Source organism: Staphylococcus equorum, from assembly GCF_029531845.1.
Classification (GTDB): Bacteria; Bacillota; Bacilli; order Staphylococcales; family Staphylococcaceae; genus Staphylococcus; species Staphylococcus equorum_C.
Genome location: NZ_JAMBPV010000001.1, coordinates 359,118 through 379,804, shown reverse-complemented (window position 1 = coordinate 379,804; position 20,687 = coordinate 359,118). Strand labels below are relative to the sequence as shown.

General features: G+C 34.4%; 20 protein-coding genes and 1 other annotated feature (1 of these 21 only partly in view). Of the genes, 3 read left to right on the top strand and 17 right to left on the bottom strand.

Annotation, left to right across the window (positions count from 1 at the left end; genetic code table 11):
- Positions 1 to 4 precede the first annotated feature (4 nt).
- Positions 5 to 337, bottom strand: a complete 333-nt coding sequence (locus M4L39_RS01680) for a general stress protein (RefSeq protein WP_277580435.1) — start codon at positions 335 to 337, stop codon at positions 5 to 7.
- Positions 338 to 376: 39 nt separating this feature from the next.
- A complete protein-coding gene (locus tag M4L39_RS01675) occupies positions 377 to 775 on the bottom strand; it encodes a hypothetical protein (RefSeq protein WP_277580434.1) in 399 nt (132 codons plus the stop codon).
- A 247-nt stretch (positions 776 to 1,022) separates the two neighbouring features.
- Here M4L39_RS01675 and M4L39_RS01670 point away from each other — a divergent pair, with 247 nt between their 5' ends.
- Positions 1,023 to 1,808 carry a VLRF1 family aeRF1-type release factor gene (locus M4L39_RS01670; protein WP_277580433.1) on the top strand — a complete coding sequence of 262 codons (786 nt, stop codon included), beginning with the start codon at positions 1,023 to 1,025 and terminating at the stop codon, positions 1,806 to 1,808.
- Positions 1,809 to 2,227: 419 nt separating this feature from the next.
- On the opposite strand, the gene M4L39_RS01665 is transcribed toward M4L39_RS01670, so the two are convergent.
- Together M4L39_RS01665 and M4L39_RS01660 are read right to left on the bottom strand one after the other, a co-directional pair.
- On the bottom strand, positions 2,228 to 2,611 hold the full coding sequence (locus tag M4L39_RS01665) for a phosphatase PAP2 family protein (protein WP_277580565.1): 384 nt from the start codon (positions 2,609 to 2,611) through the stop codon (positions 2,228 to 2,230).
- A gap of 192 nt (positions 2,612 to 2,803) precedes the next feature.
- A complete protein-coding gene (locus M4L39_RS01660) occupies positions 2,804 to 3,985 on the bottom strand; it encodes an FtsW/RodA/SpoVE family cell cycle protein (RefSeq protein WP_277580432.1) in 1,182 nt (393 codons plus the stop codon).
- 255 nt (positions 3,986 to 4,240) lie between these two features.
- Between M4L39_RS01660 and M4L39_RS01655 the strand changes: the two genes are divergently transcribed.
- Positions 4,241 to 4,843, top strand: coding sequence for a class I SAM-dependent DNA methyltransferase (locus M4L39_RS01655; protein ID WP_277580431.1), 603 nt, complete (start codon positions 4,241 to 4,243; stop codon positions 4,841 to 4,843).
- 54 nt (positions 4,844 to 4,897) lie between these two features.
- Here M4L39_RS01655 and add read toward each other — a convergent pair whose 3' ends face one another.
- The 12 genes from add to M4L39_RS01595 all read right to left on the bottom strand — a co-directional run bounded on the left by add (position 4,898) and on the right by M4L39_RS01595 (position 17,320).
- A complete protein-coding gene (gene add / locus M4L39_RS01650; RefSeq protein ID WP_277580430.1) occupies positions 4,898 to 5,875 on the bottom strand; it encodes an adenosine deaminase in 978 nt (325 codons plus the stop codon).
- 182 nt (positions 5,876 to 6,057) lie between these two features.
- Positions 6,058 to 6,258, bottom strand: a complete 201-nt coding sequence (locus M4L39_RS01645) for a hypothetical protein (RefSeq protein ID WP_277580429.1) — start codon at positions 6,256 to 6,258, stop codon at positions 6,058 to 6,060.
- A gap of 70 nt (positions 6,259 to 6,328) precedes the next feature.
- Positions 6,329 to 6,928, bottom strand: a complete 600-nt coding sequence (gene cysC, locus M4L39_RS01640) for an adenylyl-sulfate kinase (protein WP_277580428.1) — start codon at positions 6,926 to 6,928, stop codon at positions 6,329 to 6,331.
- Between the two features lie 18 nt (positions 6,929 to 6,946).
- Positions 6,947 to 8,125 (bottom strand): sulfate adenylyltransferase, encoded by a 1,179-nt coding sequence (gene sat, locus M4L39_RS01635; protein ID WP_277580427.1) that lies wholly within the window; start codon positions 8,123 to 8,125, stop codon positions 6,947 to 6,949.
- 22 nt (positions 8,126 to 8,147) lie between these two features.
- A complete protein-coding gene (locus M4L39_RS01630) occupies positions 8,148 to 9,053 on the bottom strand; it encodes a sulfite exporter TauE/SafE family protein (protein WP_277580426.1) in 906 nt (301 codons plus the stop codon).
- 25 nt (positions 9,054 to 9,078) lie between these two features.
- Positions 9,079 to 9,690: an NAD(P)-binding protein gene (locus tag M4L39_RS01625; RefSeq protein WP_277580425.1), complete on the bottom strand. Its 612-nt coding sequence runs from the start codon at positions 9,688 to 9,690 to the stop codon at positions 9,079 to 9,081.
- Between the two features lie 36 nt (positions 9,691 to 9,726).
- Entirely contained in the window at positions 9,727 to 10,467 is a 741-nt protein-coding gene (locus M4L39_RS01620) for a sirohydrochlorin chelatase (protein ID WP_277580424.1), read from the bottom strand.
- Between the two features lie 13 nt (positions 10,468 to 10,480).
- A complete protein-coding gene (gene cobA, locus M4L39_RS01615) occupies positions 10,481 to 11,254 on the bottom strand; it encodes a uroporphyrinogen-III C-methyltransferase (RefSeq protein ID WP_277580423.1) in 774 nt (257 codons plus the stop codon).
- 23 nt (positions 11,255 to 11,277) lie between these two features.
- Positions 11,278 to 12,987: an NADPH-dependent assimilatory sulfite reductase hemoprotein subunit gene (locus tag M4L39_RS01610; protein ID WP_277580422.1), complete on the bottom strand. Its 1,710-nt coding sequence runs from the start codon at positions 12,985 to 12,987 to the stop codon at positions 11,278 to 11,280.
- Between the two features lie 20 nt (positions 12,988 to 13,007).
- Positions 13,008 to 14,831, bottom strand: a complete 1,824-nt coding sequence (locus M4L39_RS01605) for an assimilatory sulfite reductase (NADPH) flavoprotein subunit (protein WP_277580564.1) — start codon at positions 14,829 to 14,831, stop codon at positions 13,008 to 13,010.
- Between the two features lie 194 nt (positions 14,832 to 15,025).
- A complete protein-coding gene (locus tag M4L39_RS01600) occupies positions 15,026 to 15,754 on the bottom strand; it encodes a phosphoadenylyl-sulfate reductase (RefSeq protein WP_277580421.1) in 729 nt (242 codons plus the stop codon).
- Between the two features lie 420 nt (positions 15,755 to 16,174).
- The gene (locus M4L39_RS01595; RefSeq protein ID WP_277580420.1) at positions 16,175 to 17,320 is read right to left on the bottom strand and encodes a globin domain-containing protein; all 1,146 of its coding nucleotides are present in this window, start codon (positions 17,318 to 17,320) and stop codon (positions 16,175 to 16,177) included.
- Positions 17,321 to 17,610: 290 nt separating this feature from the next.
- Here M4L39_RS01595 and M4L39_RS01590 point away from each other — a divergent pair, with 290 nt between their 5' ends.
- On the top strand, positions 17,611 to 19,215 hold the full coding sequence (locus tag M4L39_RS01590; protein WP_277580419.1) for an amidohydrolase: 1,605 nt from the start codon (positions 17,611 to 17,613) through the stop codon (positions 19,213 to 19,215).
- Positions 19,216 to 19,352: 137 nt separating this feature from the next.
- Here M4L39_RS01590 and M4L39_RS01585 read toward each other — a convergent pair whose 3' ends face one another.
- A complete protein-coding gene (locus tag M4L39_RS01585; RefSeq protein ID WP_277580563.1) occupies positions 19,353 to 20,192 on the bottom strand; it encodes a ParB/RepB/Spo0J family partition protein in 840 nt (279 codons plus the stop codon).
- 186 nt (positions 20,193 to 20,378) lie between these two features.
- Positions 20,379 to 20,687: a binding site (T-box leader), on the top strand; it runs 68 nt beyond the window's last position.

Here is a 20,687-nt window from a genome sequence, read left to right as displayed (position 1 = left end):
CAGTTTATAATAGGCCTTTGACTCTAAAATCAGTAACGATTAAAATTATTTTATCTTCTTTCATATCCGCCTCACAAGTGTCTGCCTCACTAGAAGGCACACCTAATATGCTAAGCTTTTCTCTTAATTCTTCAGCTTTCGAATCAAAATCTTCATCGATATCAACTTTATTATAATCCACTGCTGTAACTTTTATATTTTCAGTAACCTCTTCAGTCCGATTTTTATCATCTGATAAGACGTATATATCTTGGCTTCCAATACCTCGATCTTTTAAAGCCTTCACATCCGCTACTAATGCCGAGTCATTTGTATAAGGTTTCACAACAGGTGCCATAAGAATCATCCCTTTCCAATACTTCCACTTATTGATATACTAATTTTTTGCTTTAATCATTAGTCTGTTATATCGATTTTCAGTTATATAAAAATAAGTATCCTCTAACATTAAATCGAACAATTCATCTCTGACCATGTCATCTGTCATTTCAAATTGCGTTTCAACCTTTTCTTGCGCTTCATCTTCAACAAAAATAACTTGATCTTTTCTTACGTCTACCGTTTTACGTTTATAAATGAGTTCGAGATGTGCACGCCCTTGATGTATCGCTTCTAAGTTGTCTAACTTATAGGCACTTTGTACAAACTCTTCAATTCGTCTTTCTCTGTGACGCTTACCTTTTGAAGCTTTAAAATCCTTCGTATATTTTAGCTTAACAAGTAAGTAAATGACTAATATGAAAAGTATCGTTACAAGAAATAGTAGCGTAGCCATATATACTCCCCCCTTTTATTCGTGTGAATATTCAATTCAAATTATCATTTTCCAATATTATAGTTAATTTTCCCTTTGTAAACGCTTTTAAACACTTTTGAAATCTTAAAATTAACTTTTATTGTTGTAAAATATTACTATTAATAATTTATATTTATTTTTTAATACAACCTGACAATATATAAAGTTTAACTTCTATAAAAAAGGCAAAATATATAGTATGTAGAATTATGAAGGGTGATATATAATGCTTTTACAAGAAGAACTTAATAACTTGGAACAATTCGATGGTAAATCACGAAATCAGAAAGTATTCTCAATTTATTTAAATACTAGCCCTGAACAAGGAACAAAGTGGAAAATTGAATTAAAAAATGCCTTGAAAGACTTATCAGACAAAACAAAAAACAGTGACAATCACGAAGAAAAAAACCAAGCAAAAGACATTATCAAAAAAGTAGAAACTGAAATACAGGGCGCTGAACCTAACCTAAAAAGAGGACTCATTTTATTTATGACTGCCGATGAGACATTAAAATTCGAAAAGTACGTCAACATTTCTATAGAAACAGAATTTAAATGGGATACAAAACCCAAATTAGATCAGCTAAAATCATTACAACAAAGCCATCCTTACACTGGTATTTTAGTTTTACAACAGGACAAAGCACGTGTTATTGAAACTGAAATTGGTACGATTGTAGACGAAGATTATTACACTTTAGATTTAGATACTAATGATTGGCGAGAACATTCTGGACCACAAGGTGATGATTTAACTCAAGGCGGCGCGCAAAGAGATGAATATAAAGAACGTGTGAAAGCTAATCAAGAACGTTGGTTCAAAAGTTTAGTAGTTACTATTGAGAAAAACGCTAAGAAAAAAGGCTGGCACCAGCTCTATTTAGCTGGTGAAAAAGAAGAAGTAGAAAAATTAAAAACGATGTTTAATCGTAACATTGACCAAGTCACACCAAGTAATATATTAAATTTAAATGCGACAGAAATTATAAATAAAGTAATGGAAGAATAAATTTCAGGTCATGCTAGTGACAATATATTAAAAAATATCTAAATATGTACTAGAGCTCAAAACTTGTTCTTTGGTTCCGTATATAATCTCAAAGGCTTGTTTCCTAATTTTTGTAGGAGATAAGCCTTTTAATTTTCTTTTGATTCGTTCATTGTTATGAAAATGCCCCTCAAATTCAGCTTTTTAAAGTCCAAATTTGGGGGCATATCAATAACAATTTAGGTTTGTTTTTATACTTATTAAATAAAAAACGGCAGTGATTTGGACCGACTCCTGACTCGTTAATAAAGCACTAGACGAAGAGTACAGGCTGAGGCTGTGTCCACGGGAAGCATGCACAAAAAGAACTCCTAACAAAGTAGAAGTCTTAGTCGACAACCTGATAAAGAGGTGTTTTTATACAGAGATAGTAATATCACCTATTGTTTATTAGTTGAAGTTGCGTTACCCAATTTCAAAGCTTGAAGCATAGTCCCTATAACGAGTAAGCTACCTATTGTATCTGTGAAAAAATGGGCTTGCAGATATATTCTAGAAATCATGATTGATATGACTAATAATATACATATGCTAGTCAGCCATTTATTATTTTTCAACAATAGTATGAGACTCACCAGTAAACAGACACTTAACACATGCATGCTTGGAAAACTATAGCCATCTATACTGATATCAGGTCGTGGTCGTTGAATCATATACTTGAAAAATGTACCTATAAACAATACACTGAAACACCAAAATCCATACCACCAAAACTTAAATTGATTAGAAATAAATACGAGTATTAAGAGCACCAATATCATGACTAAACAATGCAATGGCTTAAATATATTAGAAATTATTTCAAGATACACAACGACACCATTAGAGTTAATCGTTCCATGTAACCATTGATAAATAAAATTATCTAACGGATCAGTTAAATCTATATGTATACATATCCTGAGTATCAATAAGCACAAACTTATTAAAATCATTTTTAAATAGTCGCTCACCTAGTTTAATTTCCTTTCCTTATTAATTCTTCTAGCTACTGCCAATAACGTTCCATAGGCGATGCTAATACTCAATATAGACGATCCACCATAACTCAATAGCGGCAATGTTACCCCCGTTAAAGGAATGATGCCAGAGACCCCTGCTAAATTAATGAATACTTGCATAAATAAATAACTCACGACACCGACGCAAATTAATTTATAAAATTGATTTGTGGTTTTATTTGCATAAATGAGTCCTTTAACTAAAATAAAGCCATAAATCAGTAATATAAATAATACACCCAGTAAACCCAATTCTTCTGAAATAACAGTGAAAATGAAATCAGTATGCGGTTCTGGTAAGTAACCTAGTTTAGCAATACCATTACCTAGACCTTTTCCAGTAAATCCGCCATTTCCAATTGCTGTTAAAGCACTTGTCAGTTGATACCCATCATCTTTTTCATATTTAAATGGATCGAGCATTACTTGAATGCGTCTTAATCTGTAAAGGTTTTTAGCATCAAAAATTAAAGTATAGATACTATAAAATACAATTGGAATCACTGCGATTGCCATGATTTGAATTTTCACCTTATTTTTTAAATCTGAATAAATCAGTATACAAGCAATAATCGCTACTGTTAATAAAGTGCCACCCAAGTCCCCTTGCATTAAGACAAGCAATAAACTTATCCCAATCACGCCCAGTGGTGGGATGAGATGTTTCAATCGGTAATCTCTTCGACTTGATACACGTTGGTTAATCACATAAGACAGATAAAAAATTGAAGTTAGCTTTAAAAATTCTGAAGATTGAATACTAAATAAACCTAAATTAATCCAATTTTTGGAACCGTTAATTTCTTTGCCAATTAACAATGTAATTAGCAATAGCAACAAAGTACCTAAAACCATTATTTTCTGTACATTGTTCTCTTTAAAATTATTAATGTTAACAAAACTACCGATAAATAAAATAATAGTTATACCTAAAATCAAAAAAAGCAATTGTCTTTTCATAAAATAATTACTTTCGAGAGGCACGCCGCCTGTTAATGCGCCTTTAGATGCAGATACCATACTAGCACTGTAAACCATCATTACACCTATAATACCGAGTATGATAAAACAGAGAATCATACTAAAATCCAAACCTTCTAAACGCCTACGCGCTAGTGTTAAAAATCGCTTCATGACTTCACCTCATTATGACTGATAAACTCCAGTAAAACAGATTTTTAACATAGCCTCAATCATACTTTAGGCTTACCTAATTTTATTCCTGTTATATGTATGATTATATTATTCAATACACTGCCTTAAATAATATGCATTGTACTACTTTTCATCTTGTGATAAACTCTATTAACGACTTAACATGTCTATAATAACCGTTATAGGAACAAATGATTTTTTTATAATAATTTCACTCAACAAAGGAGTTTTAACTTGAATAAAGACCGTTTTGACCAAATTGCCCAAAAGTACGATGGCCCTAGTAGAATACATCTTGCCGAAACAATTGCTGCAGAAGTGAACAAGGTATTCCAAAACACTTCATATCAGTCACTATTAGATTATGGCGGTGGCACTGGTCTAGTTACGTTAAATATAGATCACCATTTTGATGAAGTCACAATGATGGATGCTGCACCTCAAATGATTGAGGTGTTTGAAAGCAAAATTTCTGAACTAGGCAAAACACATATTCACGCGCACGTAGGTGACATTCTTTCAGAAGACACACATATCAATACTACCTATGATGTAATTTTTCTTTCATTAGTATTACTACACAGCGGTGATTACACAGCATTATTAACAGCGTTACGTGCGAAATTAAATTCTGGTGGTCTGTTAGTTCTTGTTGATTTTGATAAAAATGAAAGTATATATCATCCAAAAGTTTATAATGGCTTTGAACAATCAGATATCCAACAACTTTTTACCGAATTAGGCTTAACGCATATTCAATCACACACATTTTATGAAGGTAAAAATATATTTATGAATAAAGATGCGAGTTTATTTATTGCAACTGGCCGTTCATAATCTGATATACAAAAAAGAGAACTTCCAGTTTTTTGGAAGTTCTCTTTTTTTATATTATACCATCACTGCTTTTAAATTTTCTTTTTCAATATCAGACAAAAAGGCATATTGAATCGCTCTTAAATTGATAAATTCAATTTGTTCGACAGAAATCAATTGATGTTTCATCAGTAACGCATATTCTTCATTTAATGAAGTTTGTGTAACCGTGCGATTGTCCGTGTTAATAATAAAAGGTATATCCTGTTCTAGCAAATAAGGTATGTTTAATTCTGTTAAATCCTTTATCGCTTTCGTTTGAATATTACTTTTCGGACACATTTCTAACATCACATCGTTACGCTTAATTTCTTGTAACGCAACTTCATTTTCGTTAATGGCCACACCATGACCAACACGTTTTGCGCCTAATCTAATAGACTCAATAACATTATGCATACAACCACATTCACCAGCGTGTAAAGTGAGATTAAACCCTTTATCTAAACCGTATTGAATTGTAGTACGAATATCTTCTGGTGGAAATGCTGCTTCCGGCCCCGCAAAATCAATCCCACGTACCACATCACTATCGCTCTGTTTAAGATAATCAAAAAGCGCTTCATTAACGGTCACTTCATGTTGTCTCATTGCACAAATCAATAAATTAATTTTGATATCCAATGTTTCTGTTGCAAGTTGGACACCCGCTTCAACTGCTTCCAATACATCTGCTAACGACAAGTCTTGTTCAGTGTGCAATAACGGGGCAAAGCGAATTTCTATATACTTTACATTATCATTGCTCGCCTGTTGCGCCACATCTACGACAGCTCTTTTGAGACTATCTTTTGTCTGCAACACTTTCAATATTTCATCAAAACACTGCAAATATTCGTCTAGACTTTCACAATTTTCACTTATAAGTAAATGCGATTCTTTTAAAACTATATTTTGTTCAGAAGCAAGTTGCTTGATTAACTCTATACTTGTAGAACCATCGAGATGACAATGAAGTTCTATTTTAGATATATCTTGTATGGATTTATTCATGTCTGAAACCTTCCTTACTTCCGATATGTCGCTATGATTACATTTTGTTGTAGACACAAAGAAAGATTTTATTAGAAATTAATTCATATACTATAACATGATTAATTTAACATGACCATAAAACTATCTACATTAAATACAGATACTGATCAATTATAAATACACTTACGTCATTTATTTTATTATAGTTTTCCGAAATAACCCAAAATAGTTAATGTTATGCCTAAGCCGATAAAGCATGTGAATAATATCATTACAAGCATTTTTAACTCTAGCATAAAATAACTTCTATCCTGTCCTTTATTTACTAGGAAAACACCACAAAACACTACTAAGATAAATATAATAAGCAAACTATAAGCAATTATATTTAAGACTTCCATCCATATTCCCCTTTCGTGTTTTATCTTTTTAAATGCTTTAACCAACGCACCACACTATTTGGTTCATCTGTTAAATATATTTATGCAGCTCCAAATAGTTAACAATTTTATTTACAGATTGCTCGATACTATCTTTTTCTGTATCTATAACTATTTCTGGTGTTTCTGGCGTTTCATAAGGCGCACTAATACCTGTGAATCCAGCAATTTCACCACTTCTAGCTTTCTGATACAGTCCCTTAGGATCTCTCGCTTCACATTCCTCGAGGCTGCATAATGTATGCACTTCTATAAATTCATCCTTTTGTAATAAACTACGTACCGTTTCACGATCCGCTTGATAAGGTGAAATAAATGCAGAAACAGTGATTAATCCTGCATCTACCATTAACTTTCCTACTTCGCCAATTCGTCTAATGTTTTCTGTACGGTCTTCTGGACTAAATCCAAGATTATTGTTAAGCCCATGTCTAACATTATCTCCATCTAATCGATAAGTATGTATCTGGCGTTGAAATAATGCTTTTTCTAATGCAACAGAAACAGTCGATTTGCCAGATCCTGATAATCCAGTAAACCAAATCAAAACACTTTTGTGGTCGTTACGGCTTTGTCTTTCTTCTTTTTTAACTTCTGATTCATGCCATGTAATATGCTGAGATGTGTTCATTCACTTCGCTCCTTTAAATTATTGTTCTTGTAGGCCTTTAATCAATACTTCTGCTACTTCTGGTCTTGAAAATTCTTTAGGTAATGATTCTCCATTTTTAAGCTTTTCACGGACTTTTGTACCGCTCAGGTGTAAATGTGATGAAGCATCATGAGGACATGTTTTCGCTGTTGCCATGTTTTCACAAGTTTTGCAGTAAAAGGCGTGTTCGAATTTCAAAATTTGTATTCCTAATTCTGCTTCATATTTAGAAATAAGTTCTTGGGCTTCATAAGTACCATAGTAGTCACCTACACCAGCATGATCACGTCCAACAATAAAATGGGTGCAGCCATAATTTTTTCGGACTGTCGCATGTAATATCGCTTCTCGTGGACCTGCATAGCGCATTGCCGCTGGGTAAATGACTAAGCGTGCTTTATTTTCCGGGTAATAATTATCAAGAATGACTTCATAACTCTTCATGCGTACAGCTGCAGGAATATCGTCAGATTTTGTCTCTCCAACTAATGGATTCAATAGTAGCCCATCAACAGATTCTAAAGCTGCCTTTTGTATGTACTCGTGTGCTCTATGTACCGGATTTCTTGTTTGGAATCCTACTACTGTCTTCCACTTCAAGTCATTGAATAATTGTCTTGTTTCAGAGGGATCTAAATGATAATCTACAAATTCATCATGCTTTGGTCGATCCAATAAATAGATTGGCCCAGCAAGATAAACATCACCTTTTTCATATACTTTCTTTACCCCCGGGTGGTCAACGTCCGTAGTACCATATACATATTGCGCTTCTTTCTCTTTGTCGTATTTATATTTTTCCTCTAATTCAAGTACGCCATATAAATGGTCGTCTTCACCATATAATGCGACACGCGTTCCTATGTCTAGTTGCTTCGCTTTATCTTCAGTTACAGGTAAAGTGATTGGAATACTCCACACTAAGCCATTACTTAAATGTAAGTCTTCTACTACATTTTTATAATCTGCTTCATTCATAAATCCTGTTAAGGGGCTGAATCCACCAATACCAATAAGCTCTAAATCTGACAAACTCCATGGATTTAGCGTAATCGCAGATAGCGATTGCGACTCAGCTAATAATTCCTTTTTTAGTAATTCATCCGCTTCTCTACTAATGAGTTTCCCACCATGTGCTTCAATTGTATTTGTAACCGTTTCTGTTGTTAATGTCATGCTTATACACTCCCTTTATGTTTTAATCTAGTTCATTCGTGTTTGCTTTATTTTTCGAAATTGAAAATGATATTTTTTTATTTTGATATAATGCATACGTAATTAAAATAATCCAAATGACAATAAGTGATACTTTAATTGTTATGGATACTACTGGTGCTGGGTCAAAAACGCTGATTAAAGAACTACTATTGGTAAAGATAATTAAACCACTTACACAAACTGCTAAGATATTCATCGGTAAAATTTTAACAAGCCAAGCTGCGAAAGGTGCTGCAATTAAGCCACCAATACTCAATGAAACCACTAAACCTAAATTAATCTGACTCCAACCTAGAAAGATAATAAAGCTAATTGATGCTGAAAGCGCCACAAAAAATTCACTTGCAGACACAGTACCAATTGCATATCTTGGCTCTAACTTTTTTTGAGCTAATAACAATGGCGTATTGACCGGACCCCAGCCACCACCACCAACTGAATCGAGGAAACCTGCAAATGCGCCTTGTGGAATCATAGCAAAACGACTTATTTTACTTGAATCTTTCTGTATATGGTTGTCTTTTTTAAATAAAAATTGGTATAAAATGTAAAAACCCATAGTTAATAAAAACAAAGCAATAAATGGCTTAATTAAATTACTATGTATATGACTTAAAAACGCCGCTCCAATAAATGCTGCAATTGCACCTGGAATTGCTAATTTGATCATTGTTGGCTTGTGTACATTTTCAAACTTCCAGTGTGCTGTGCCAGAAGCAGCAGTTGTTGCAACTTCAGCAAAATGAATTGTTGCAGAGGCGATTGCTGGCGCTATACCAAAAGTTAATAATATTGAGGAAGAAGATGCACCGAATCCCATACCTAGAGAACCATCTATCAATTGTGCGAGAAATCCTGCAAGTGCAAAGATAAATAACTTATACATGTGTCATACTCCTTCCGAATTGTATTTAGTTCAGTGAATCGAGCCATTTCATCACATCTTTTTGGTTATCCTTTTCCAAATAACTATCTGCTAAAATCGATTTTAAAAACCTTTGCTTTTCTAATGAAGATAACGCACTCTGTTTAACGCGTTGTCTACATTCATATAGAAAATCCACATACGCTTCATAATGACTAGTAAAGCGTTGTTGAAATTCAGCGAGTATTTCCGCTGTAAGGGCTGGACTTGCCCCGTTTGTAGAAATACTTAGTGTCAGCTTGCCTCGTTGTAATATGCTCGGAAATACCACATCACCTGCGGTCGCCGCTCCAGTCATATTTATCATTGCGTGACTCGGTTTATGTTGTAGTACATATTGGTTTGTAGATGCGTCATTGGTCGCCACAACAATTAAATCTGCTTGCTGTATATCGTTAACCTCAAATGATTTTTCACTCCATTTTATTACCGAACGTTGAAACATATCTTTCAAATTTTCGCTAATAGTCGGACTGATAATATGAATATCCTTGGCATAATTCACTAAAGTAGTCACTCTTCGTTCAGCAACTTTACCGCCGCCAATTACAAAGACTTTCTTATTTGTAATATCAATCATGAGTGGAATCAATGACATCATGTCACTCCTTACTATCTTGAATAATTAAGACTGTTACTGATTTACAGTTTCAAATGTTTCTTCTACACGTTCTTTCAGTGCTGTTTGTAATTGATTATGGTTGCCAAGACGGGCACACAGTACAATGTCATTCTCTACACTATAGCCGTCTATAGTTGTTGCAATATGACGTTCTAAAATACCTGTAAACCATAAATATGGAACAACAAATATTTGTGAATGCCCTTTGTTGACTGCATCTTGAAGTGCTTCTTCAAATGAAGGTCCACACGCAGCCAAATAACATACTTCGATATCTAACTCGTTATTTGTATCTTGTAACTGTGTTTTGATTGTTGAAAGGTCTTTTTGTGTTTGTGGATTATAACTTCCTCTACCTACAATCAATACTTTCGCATCTATACTTGGTGTCATATGTGTTTCTTCAATTCTTTGTTGTAATATTCCAGATAACCGTTGTTGAACCCCTAATGGTTTTCCATAAGAAACTTTGACATGTGGATATTTTTCCTGATTTTGTTGAATTTCTTTCGGTATATCTTTGAAATAATGACCTGCACTTAATAAAAGTACTGGTATCACAGAAATTTCAGTTGCTCCTTTATTGACTAACCGTTGAAAACCTTGTGACAAATTGGGCTCTGTTAATTCTAAAAAACATGTTTCTTGTAAAGACACATCGATTTGCTTTTTAACTAATTCAATAAAGTCCGCGGCTTCTGTAACAGCTTCATCTACCCTACTGCCATGGCTGACATATAAGACACCTCGCATACTAAGACCTCCTCTATTGATATGTTAAATTTGCAAGTGGCGCTTGTGATTGTACTGCTTCAAACCAACTGATACGTTCTCTTAATTTGACCACTTCACCTACGATAACCATTGCTGGGTTTTCAATATCTTTTGCAACTTCAACAATGTTCATCAAGTTACCAACCACTGTCTTTTGATTCTCAGATGTACCAAGTTGAACCAATGCAACTGGCGTATCATTAGGACGTCCATGTTTAATCAATAGTTCACTAATTTCCGGCAATTTTTTGACGCCCATATAAATGCACAGCGTTTCCGGTCCGAGTGCAAGATGTTTCCAATAGGAATCTTTATCTATATTCTTATTAATCACACCTGTGACAAAGGCAACAGATGAACTATAATCTCGATGCGTAACAGGGATGCCAGCATATGCAGGTGCTGCAATACCTGATGTAATCCCTGGCACAATTTCAAACGGAATTTGATGCGCCGCTAAAATTTCTGCTTCTTCTCCACCTCTTCCAAAAATAAAAGGATCTCCACCTTTTAACCTTGTAATGGTTTGACCTTTTTTCGCAAAATTCACTAATAACTTATTCGTATCTTCTTGTGGTAAAGAATGACGATTAGGGTCTTTGCCACAATACATAAACTTTGCTGTAGACGATGCATGACTTAATAATTTTTTGTTTACTAGTCGGTCATATAATATAATGTCCGCTTGTTGAATTGCTTTTAATCCCTTTACTGTGATTAAATCAGGGTCTCCTGGACCCGCTCCTACTAAAAATACTTTGCCCATCTTGCCACCACCTTCTCAAATTATTAACTATGGAATGCTTGACCATCTTTAACTTCAGCTACGATGCCTGCACGTATGACGAAGTCACCAAAATGTTCACCCTCGGTTCTTTCTTTAGCATATTGGATTAATATCGGTCTTAAGCTTTCTAAAATCTCAGCTTCTGCTATATTTTCTTTGAAAATTTTATTTAATCGATCTCCTGTAAAGCCGCCACCCAAGTACATATTGTATTTTCCTGGTCCCTTACCTATAAATGCAATTTCTGCTAATGCAGGTCTGGCACAACCGTTAGGGCAACCCGTCATTCGAATCGTAATTTCTTCTTCGTTTAAACCTGCTTCATCTAATAATTCTTCGATTTTTCCAATAAGTGATGGTAAATAACGTTCGGACTCAGCCATCGCTAAACCACAGGTTGGGAAAGCAACACACGCCATAGAATTTCGTCTTAATCCTGTATAATGTTCGCCATCTGTTAGACTATATTCTGAGATGATTTTTTCTATTTTGGGCTTTTCACTGTCAGAGACATGCGCAATAACTAAATTTTGGTTAGGGGTTAGTCTAAAATCACCTTTATGAATTTGGGCAATTTCTCTTAACGCAGTCTTTAATTTATAGTCATCCGTATCTTTGACACGTCCGTTTTGTATAAATAGCGTGAAGTGCCATTTACCGCTGCCTTCTGTCCAACCATAACGATCTCCATTATGGTCAAAATGGTATGGTCGCTCACTTTCTAATTGCCACCCAAGACGTTCGTTCAATTCATTTTTAACCCACTCTACGCCTTTACGATCTACTGTATATTTAAAACGTGCATTCGTACGGTCTTCACGATTACCATAGTCCCGTTGAATCGTTAATATTGTTTCACAAACGTCCACGACCTCTGCTTTAGGGAAATAGCCAATCAGACGACCTACTTGAGGATAGGTAGCAGTGTTGCCATGCTTCATTCCCATACCACCACCAATCGTTACATTGAAACCGACGAGTTCGTCTTGTTCTATAATGGCAATTAAACCAACATCTTGTGAGTAAACATCGATATCATTTGAAGGTGGTACTGCGATACCAATCTTGAATTTACGTGGAAGATACGTTTTACCGTATATTGGCTCAGGTTCCGCATCACTCGTATCTAATACTTTCTCACCATCTAACCAAATTTCATGATAAGCCTGAGTCTTAGGCGATAAATGTCGACTGATGTCATTCGCTATTTGATTTATTTCACTATGTACATGAGATTGATACGGGTTCGGATTACACATCACGTTACGATTCACGTCACCACAAGCTGCTAAAGAATCTAGTAATGCCTGATTTATACTTTGCATAGATTTTTTTAAATTTTTCTTTAAAATGCCATGAAATTGAAATGCTTGTCTTGTCGTAAGTTTGATTGTTCCATTGGCATAAGTATTCGCAATATCATCCATCGCAATCCATTGCTCAGCAGTTGACGCACCACCTGGCGCACGTACTCTAATCATGAAACTGTATGCTGGTTCTAATTTTTGCTTACGACGTTCATCTCTAATATCTCGGTCATCTTGCATATAACTGCCATGAAACTTTAAAAGTTTTGTATCATCTTCAGTAATTGAACCAGTAATTCTATCTGCTAAACCTTCAACAATCGTGCCACGAAGATAATTACTGTTCTCTTTGATACGTTCTAATTCATCGAGTTTGTCAGAAAAACTTACATTCGTTTCAGCCATATATAACCCCTGCCTCTCTTTTAATAAACATCTCTTTGATAACGTTTTTCTTTTTTCATTTGCGTAAGATAAGCTTCGGCATCCGTTTCAGACATGCCACCTTCTTGTTCTAATACGTAGCGAATCGTTTCATGCACATCTTTAGCCATTTGTTTTTCATCACCACATATATATAATGCAGCGCCATTCATTATCCATTCGTAAAATGTTGCGCTTTGTTCAGCAATACGATGTTGCACATAAACTTTTTCTTCTGTATCACGAGAAAATGCCACATCTAACTTGCTTAATACATCGTCTTTTAACCAAGTTTGCCACTCCGTTTGATATAAAAAATCTGTAGTAAAGTACTGTTCTCCGAAAAACAACCATGTATTTCCAGTTAACCCAAGTTCCTCTCGTTCTTGAAGATATGATCTAAATGGTGCAACTCCCGTCCCTGGACCGATCATTATGATGGGTGTTTCTTCGCTAAATGGAAATTTAAAATTAGGATTCTTCTTCAAATAAATCGGTATACTGTCTCCGGGTTGTAAGCGTTCGGCTAATTGTACGGAACAAACACCGTCACGTTCACGTTCGTGCGCCTCATATCTTACGGCCCCGACTGTAATATGCACTTCATCTGGATTTGCTTGGTAACTACTTGCGATAGAATATTCTCGCGGTGGTAACTTTCTTAACAATTGATGTAATGACTGAGGATCAAATTGACTTGGCGGAAAATCTTTTAATAAATCGATTATGTCTCTGCCTTCTATGTAACTTTGTATCCATGCCGTATCTTCCACTTGCTCGGTTAGCTGAGTATTTTCAAATAGTGCTGCTGCTTTTAACACTAAGTTCTTTGTTAATTTAGTAATTTCAAAATGGTTTCGTAATGCGTACTCGAGCGTAAGCGTGTCACCATTCGAATTAATAGTAATCTCATCTTGAGCATCCCAACCTAAAGTTTCAATAAGCAATGTCACGAGATTAGGGTTGTTTTGTGGTACTACGACTAAACAATCGCCTGGCTCATATGTTTCACCATAGTCATCTAGTGAAAATTCAATATGTCTCACTTCTTTGTTAGAACCTCGGCCGTTTAAGTTAATGTTTTCTAAGACTTCTGCTTCATACGGATTCGACTTAGAGTAGTGCTTTTCTTTTGTAGCCTGTACTGTTTCTGTCAGTATCACTGTTTCCTTTTGACTTGATGATTGGTTAAGTCTTTCAATGTTTTCATTCATCCATGCTTCTGCTTGATCATCAAAATCCAAATCACAATCTTGTCTTTCTGTTAAACGCTCGCCGCCTAATTCTGACAATCTAGCATCAAAATCTTTACCTGTTTGGCAAAAGAATTCATAGGATTCATCACCAAGTGCGAGTACAGAATACCGTAAGCCTTCTAATTTTGGAGCTTTTCTACCATGTAAAAACTCATGAAACGTAAGTGCATTATCTGGCGGATTGCCCTCACCATGTGTTGCTGAAATCACAAATAAATCTTCTGCTTTTTTCAATTCTTTGGGTTTAAACTCGTCCATTGCATTTAATTTCACAGTATATTTATGTTCTACTAATCGATCTGAAAAAATTTCTGCCAAACTTTGTGCATTGCCAGTTTCTGAGCCATAAAGAACTGTAATAGTTCTATCAACACTGGCTTCTGACTCACTATTTAATACATATTCTGCTATTTGCTGTGGAGCTTCAGCATCACTGACTAAAGTGTTTTGATATGCTGATAGATAACCACTCAACCAAACTTTTTGCTCTGTAGTTAAAATGCTAACGATCTGATTGAGTTGGTCTGCTTGATTCTCATTAAATGGACTATTTGATACAGATAAATTCACCACAAGTTCACCTCATTTTAGTTTTTATACCTTTTGTAAAATGGTCAATTAACCTTTTCAACCCTATCGAACACCTTAAAAAACGCTCTATATATTATGTATAATATATTCATGGAATAAATAGTTATTCCATTCTTTAGATATCCGATGTGTATACTAAGAATTAGGAGTAAAAAAAAGAATCTTGATCTGAATTATGATTTTTCACTCGTATGAAGACCACATTCTGTTTTGTTAGAATTACTCCATCTACCTTCTCTTGAATCTCCAGAAGTTGAAACAGCTGATGTACACGGTATACATCCAATACTCGGAAAATTAAAATCATGTAGTTCGTTATAATGTAAATCATGTTTTTTAATATAGTGCCATACATCATCCCACGTCCAATGAATAAGTGGACACACTTTCACTGATTTGAATCTTTCGTCTTTGTTCACATAATTTGTAAATTGACGACTTGGTGATTGTTCTCTACGCAATCCTGAAACCCAAGCTGTAGCACCTGATAACACTTCTTCCAGTGGTTTAATTTTACGTATATAACAACACTGATTAGGATCATTCTTCCAAAGTGCTGAACTGAATTGCTCTGCCTGTTCATCTAGCGTTAATTCTGGCTTTTTAAGCTTGATATTCAGTTCTGGATAACGAGATTTCACTCTATCAATTAAATCATATGTTTGTTGGAAATGGAGATCCGTATCTAAAAATACGATTTCAGCATTTTTTTTAACACTATAGATTAAATCAATTAAAATCATGCCTTCCGCACCAAAACTACAAGCATAAACAATTGAATCACCATATGTTTCATACGCCCATTCGATAACCTGTCGTGCGCCTTTTGTTTCATCTGAAATATCTATTGAATTAAAAGCGCCCGATTTAAAGTGCTCATATGTTATTTTTTCTTCTGACATTAACGGGTTCATCCCCTTTTCTTTAATGTTCTATGTTTAAAATTCATATAATTTTCAGTCTTTAGAATTATTCGAAAATAATTATGATACATACTTTACCCATTGTAATTTTTTATGTCAAGTGTGCTTTTAAACAATAATTCTCATTGAAGACAGTATAATTTCACTATATGTAAGCGCTTTACATAGCGTCTTTAAAATGTTTTTGATAATTATTTTTAAATAATAATTATCATAATGTAATTTTCATTAACAACGTTGTAGCGCACGTTATATCAACATTTCTTATTTTTAAAAATATTTTTTATATTTTAATTATTATAAGACTATAATTAATTTTTAAACCAAATAACAAAAGCGCCAATAACAATTAAATGTCATTGGCGCTACTTCATAAATAAATTCACTTTAATCTAATAATTATGCTGAAAAGCTAAGTCTTGGAATAAATGTTTCGAAATGAACATTATCCATTGGTATACCGATTGTTTGTAATTCAGAAATCATTGCTTTTAAGAATGAACCACCACCACAAACGTAAATTTCTGTCTCATTATCAACATATTGCTGTAGTTGTGCTACTTCGATAAAGCCGTCTTGATCACGGAAATGTGTGTCAAAACGAGCAAGTGAAGACTGATTAGAAATATCGTTTAATTTGTTTTCAAAAGCAACGTTTTGCGCATTAGATGTTGATTGTATGAATGTTGATTCTAAACCTGCGTCAACTGCTTCTTTATACATAGAAACAAGCGGTGTAACACCCACACCTGAGCCTAAGAATAATTGTTTGTTTTCTTTATTCGCTAAAGCAAAACCACCTACTGGTGCAGATAAGCTTAATGTATCCCCAACTGACACTTCATCATGTAGTATTGTTGATACTTCACCTTCATGCTCTTCAGTAACATCTTTTCTAACTCCAAATGTTAAGAAGTCTTTCCCACCATCAACGATAGAGTAGTGTCTCTTAGCTTGGTAAGGTAGTTTTTCACTCGTAATATCTACAGTAATATATTGTCCTGGAACAAATTGGCTTAAATCAATATCCTCTGATTTAATTGTAAAGGCTTTAATAATCTCAGTTTCTTCAGTGATTTCAATAACCTCAAATGGTTTGAAGCCATCCCAAGCCATGTTACTGTAAACTTCTTTTTCTAAACCGATAAACGCATCAGCAATTTCTCCATAAGCTTTAATCCATGTTTGAATAATTGGATCTTCGTCTTCAAGACCAGTCACTTCTTCAATAGCCCATATTAAATTTTCACCAACAATTGGGTAATGTTCGGGTTTGACTTGTAATGCACAATGTTTGTAGACAACAGGCATAATCGCTGGAACGATTGGTGATAAATCTTGGATATTCTCAGCTGCTGCTAATACAGCCATTGCAAGTGCTGAAGATTGTAAGCCTCTTTTTTGGTTTGTTTGATTAAATACATTTTTTAATTCTGGGTGTTGTTCAAAGAGTCTCTTATAAAAAATTGATGTAATCGTTTGTCCTTTATCTTTTAGTAATGGCACTGTTTCTTTAATTGTTTGTATCTCTTCTTGAGTTAACATATAGGCCCTCCTAATTTATTATACATATACATTATTATACGAACTTTAATTACTTACAATTAACTGAAACTTATTTCACAGAAAATTCACATTCAACATTCATAAATTTGTAACTATTTGCTATTTCCAAAATAAATAACTGTACATAACATGAATTTAAAATTTATCATACTTGAAAAGTTATATTTTAAACTAATAAATTTAATTTAAAAATATGTTATCAATTGATATTACTTTTTTTCAAGATTAGTATATGTAATGGGTACAAAAGATACGTAGGAGGCTTTACTTTGAAAATCTCAAAAATAGTAAATGCAATGATTTTGGACATGGAAGAGAACGAACCATTTTTAGGCACGCTAATATTAAATCACGGTGTCATCACCGACATTATGCCACAAGAAGCTATCGTTGAAGATGATAGTGCACTAGACTTGGAACAACAATGGATTACCCCTGGATTTATAGATACGCACAGTCATCCGACAGGCTATGGATCAACAAAATTAATGGTGGATTGTGCTGCTTCTGACATTCTAAACATCACAGATTTAGTTAATAAATTTAATGACAATAAGCATAACTTAACTAACAACGGGTGGTTGATAGGTTATGGTTATAATGAAAAAGCTTTAGCCGAACAACGTCATCCTAATCGCTTTGATTTAGACCAAGTTTCACAAGATACTGCGATTGCGATTATGCATTACTCTGGTCATATGGCTACTGTAAATACTAAGGCACTTGAAGTTATGGGGATTAACCTAACAGACAATAATCCAGAAGGCGGCTATTACGAACGAGATTCTGAGGGCTATGTCAACGGTGTACTGATTGAATTGCCAGCGATTGTTAAATTAAGAGAAGCAATGCCTAAATCTACAGCAGATAGTTTCGCTTATAGTATGAATTTAGCAATTGATGATTATGTAAAAAATGGTATCACGAATACTTCTGATTTACTCATCGGTGGTAATGGCTACACAGATTATGAAGGTATATTAACGTTCTTAAACACACCTCAACGTATCCGTACACGCTGGGTGATTACACATGAGTTACTGGAAAAACATCCTGAATTTAAAGACATCCATGCTGAAACACTCGATCGTACTTTTCAACAACAAAGTAACCGTATGAGTCATCTAGGTGGCGTTAAATTCTTTAATGACGGTTCAATACAATTGCAAACTGCTTCTATTAGAGGTACTTACTTAGATGGCGCAACACCACCTAAACCTTTAATGTCACAAGAAGTGATGATAGAAAAATTCAAACATTTTCAGCAATTAGGTTTTAATATTATTACGCATGCAAATGGTGATGATGCAGCTCAATCTGTAATAGAAGCATATAAAGATACAGTAGATTATAAAACAAACGCTTTGCGCAATAGAGTCGAACATTTACAAACAGTAACGCGTTCAGATATTAAAGAAATGGCAGAGCATCATATTGGAGGATCATTCTTTATAAACCATGTTTATTATTTTGGTGACTTACACCGTGACGTCTTTTTAGGTGTCGATAAAGCGCAAAATTTAGACCCGGTGAAATGGGCAGAAGATGAAAACATGGTGTTTACTTTGCATACTGATGCGCCAGTGACACCAATTTCTCCTTTAGAATCTATTCAGATTGCTGTTGATAGAAAAACTAAAAACGGTGAGATACTTGGTGCGCACCAACGTTTATCTCGTAGCTCCGCATATAAAAAGATGACTGCAGATGCAGCACGTTTAAATCATACAGAAGACTACGAAGGCACAATTAAAGTTGGTCATGTTGCAGACTTTGTCATACTGAACCGCAATCCCCTCGAGGAAGATGTAACACTTGATAACAACTTAATTGAAGCAACGATTTGTGACGGTAAATTAGTCTATAAAAAATAATCAGTTTTTGGACATTAATAAATTAAAAAGACGAAATCTAAAATTCCGACTCAGAACGTAGATAAACCAAATGCTATATAAGCATTTGGTTTGTTTTTATAGGTGTTTTTCCTTGAGACAATTTTTGTTCAGCGCTCTTATTCATTATTATATTTTTTATTTAATTGATGGATTAACCTTTTAAATTCCGCTTCTGATTTAAACTCAAAAGTGATGTGTCCTTTTTTATGATGCGTAGAGATAGAAACACTTGAACCGTATTGTTCTTTCAATTGTCTTTCTTGTTGTTGAATAAACTTAGGTTTCGAAGCTGCTTTCTGTGTTTTGGTCTTTGTACTTTTTTCATTATAATTTTCATTTACGTACTGCTCTAAATAACGAACACTCCAAGACTCCCGGGAGACTTGCTTGGCAATTTGACGCATTTTTTGTGCATCTTTTACAATTAATAAAGTACGTCCATGAGCTCCTGATAGTGTACCTTCTCTTATCATATTCGAAACGTCTTTTGGTAATTGTAGCAAACGCAGCATGTTCGCAATATACGGTCTAGATTTACTTAAACGTTGTGCAACTTCTTGTTGAGTTAGCTTTAAATCATCCATTAGTTGACGATAGCTTTCTGCTTCTTCAATAACATTGAGATCCTCTCGTTGTAAGTTCTCAATAATGGCGAGCTCCATCATATCTTCATCAGTTAACGCTTTAACAATAGCAGGCACTTCTGTTAACCCTGCTATTTTTGCTGCTCGGTAACGTCTTTCACCTACTACAATGTGATAACCAGCAATTGTCTTTCTTAATACGATGGGTTGTAAAATACCGTGAAGTTTAATCGATTTTGCTAAGTCATTTAAACGTTCTTCATCAAACGTTTTACGCGGTTGATAAGGGTTTGCTTTAATAGTCGTTACACTAACTTGTTGAATTTGAGCATCTTCTTCTAATTGCAATCTATGATCTTTTGAATTTTCGATTTTTGTACACCTACTTTCATCATTCAATATATCTTTACGTATTTAATATATTCACAGTATATCATCACTCTCATTACAGTAAATATACATAAAAATTAATTAGTTTAATCTAAATTTTCAGATAAGTTGTTGACAAAAAGTATTTTGGTGTGTAATCTTAGGTATATCAAATACGAATTGCACATACGAAACACAGTAATAGGGAAAGTAAAACTTACACTGCTGACACAGAGAGTCTTTGTTCGCTGAAAGAAGACACGGAAAGAAAGTTTGAAAATGGCCTTTGAGTGTTGATACCAATATGAGGTGTCAACGGGATCGCCCGTTATAGCGATACAGTATTAACATTTTGTTAAATGGCGTACTGGATTAAATCCACACGTCGTATATTTCGTTAATACTCATTTTATTCATATAAGATGAGTTTTTTAATTCCAACGAAGATACGATGGCACTATTCAGTCTATGTTGCCTATTCAACAATTTGGCGTACTG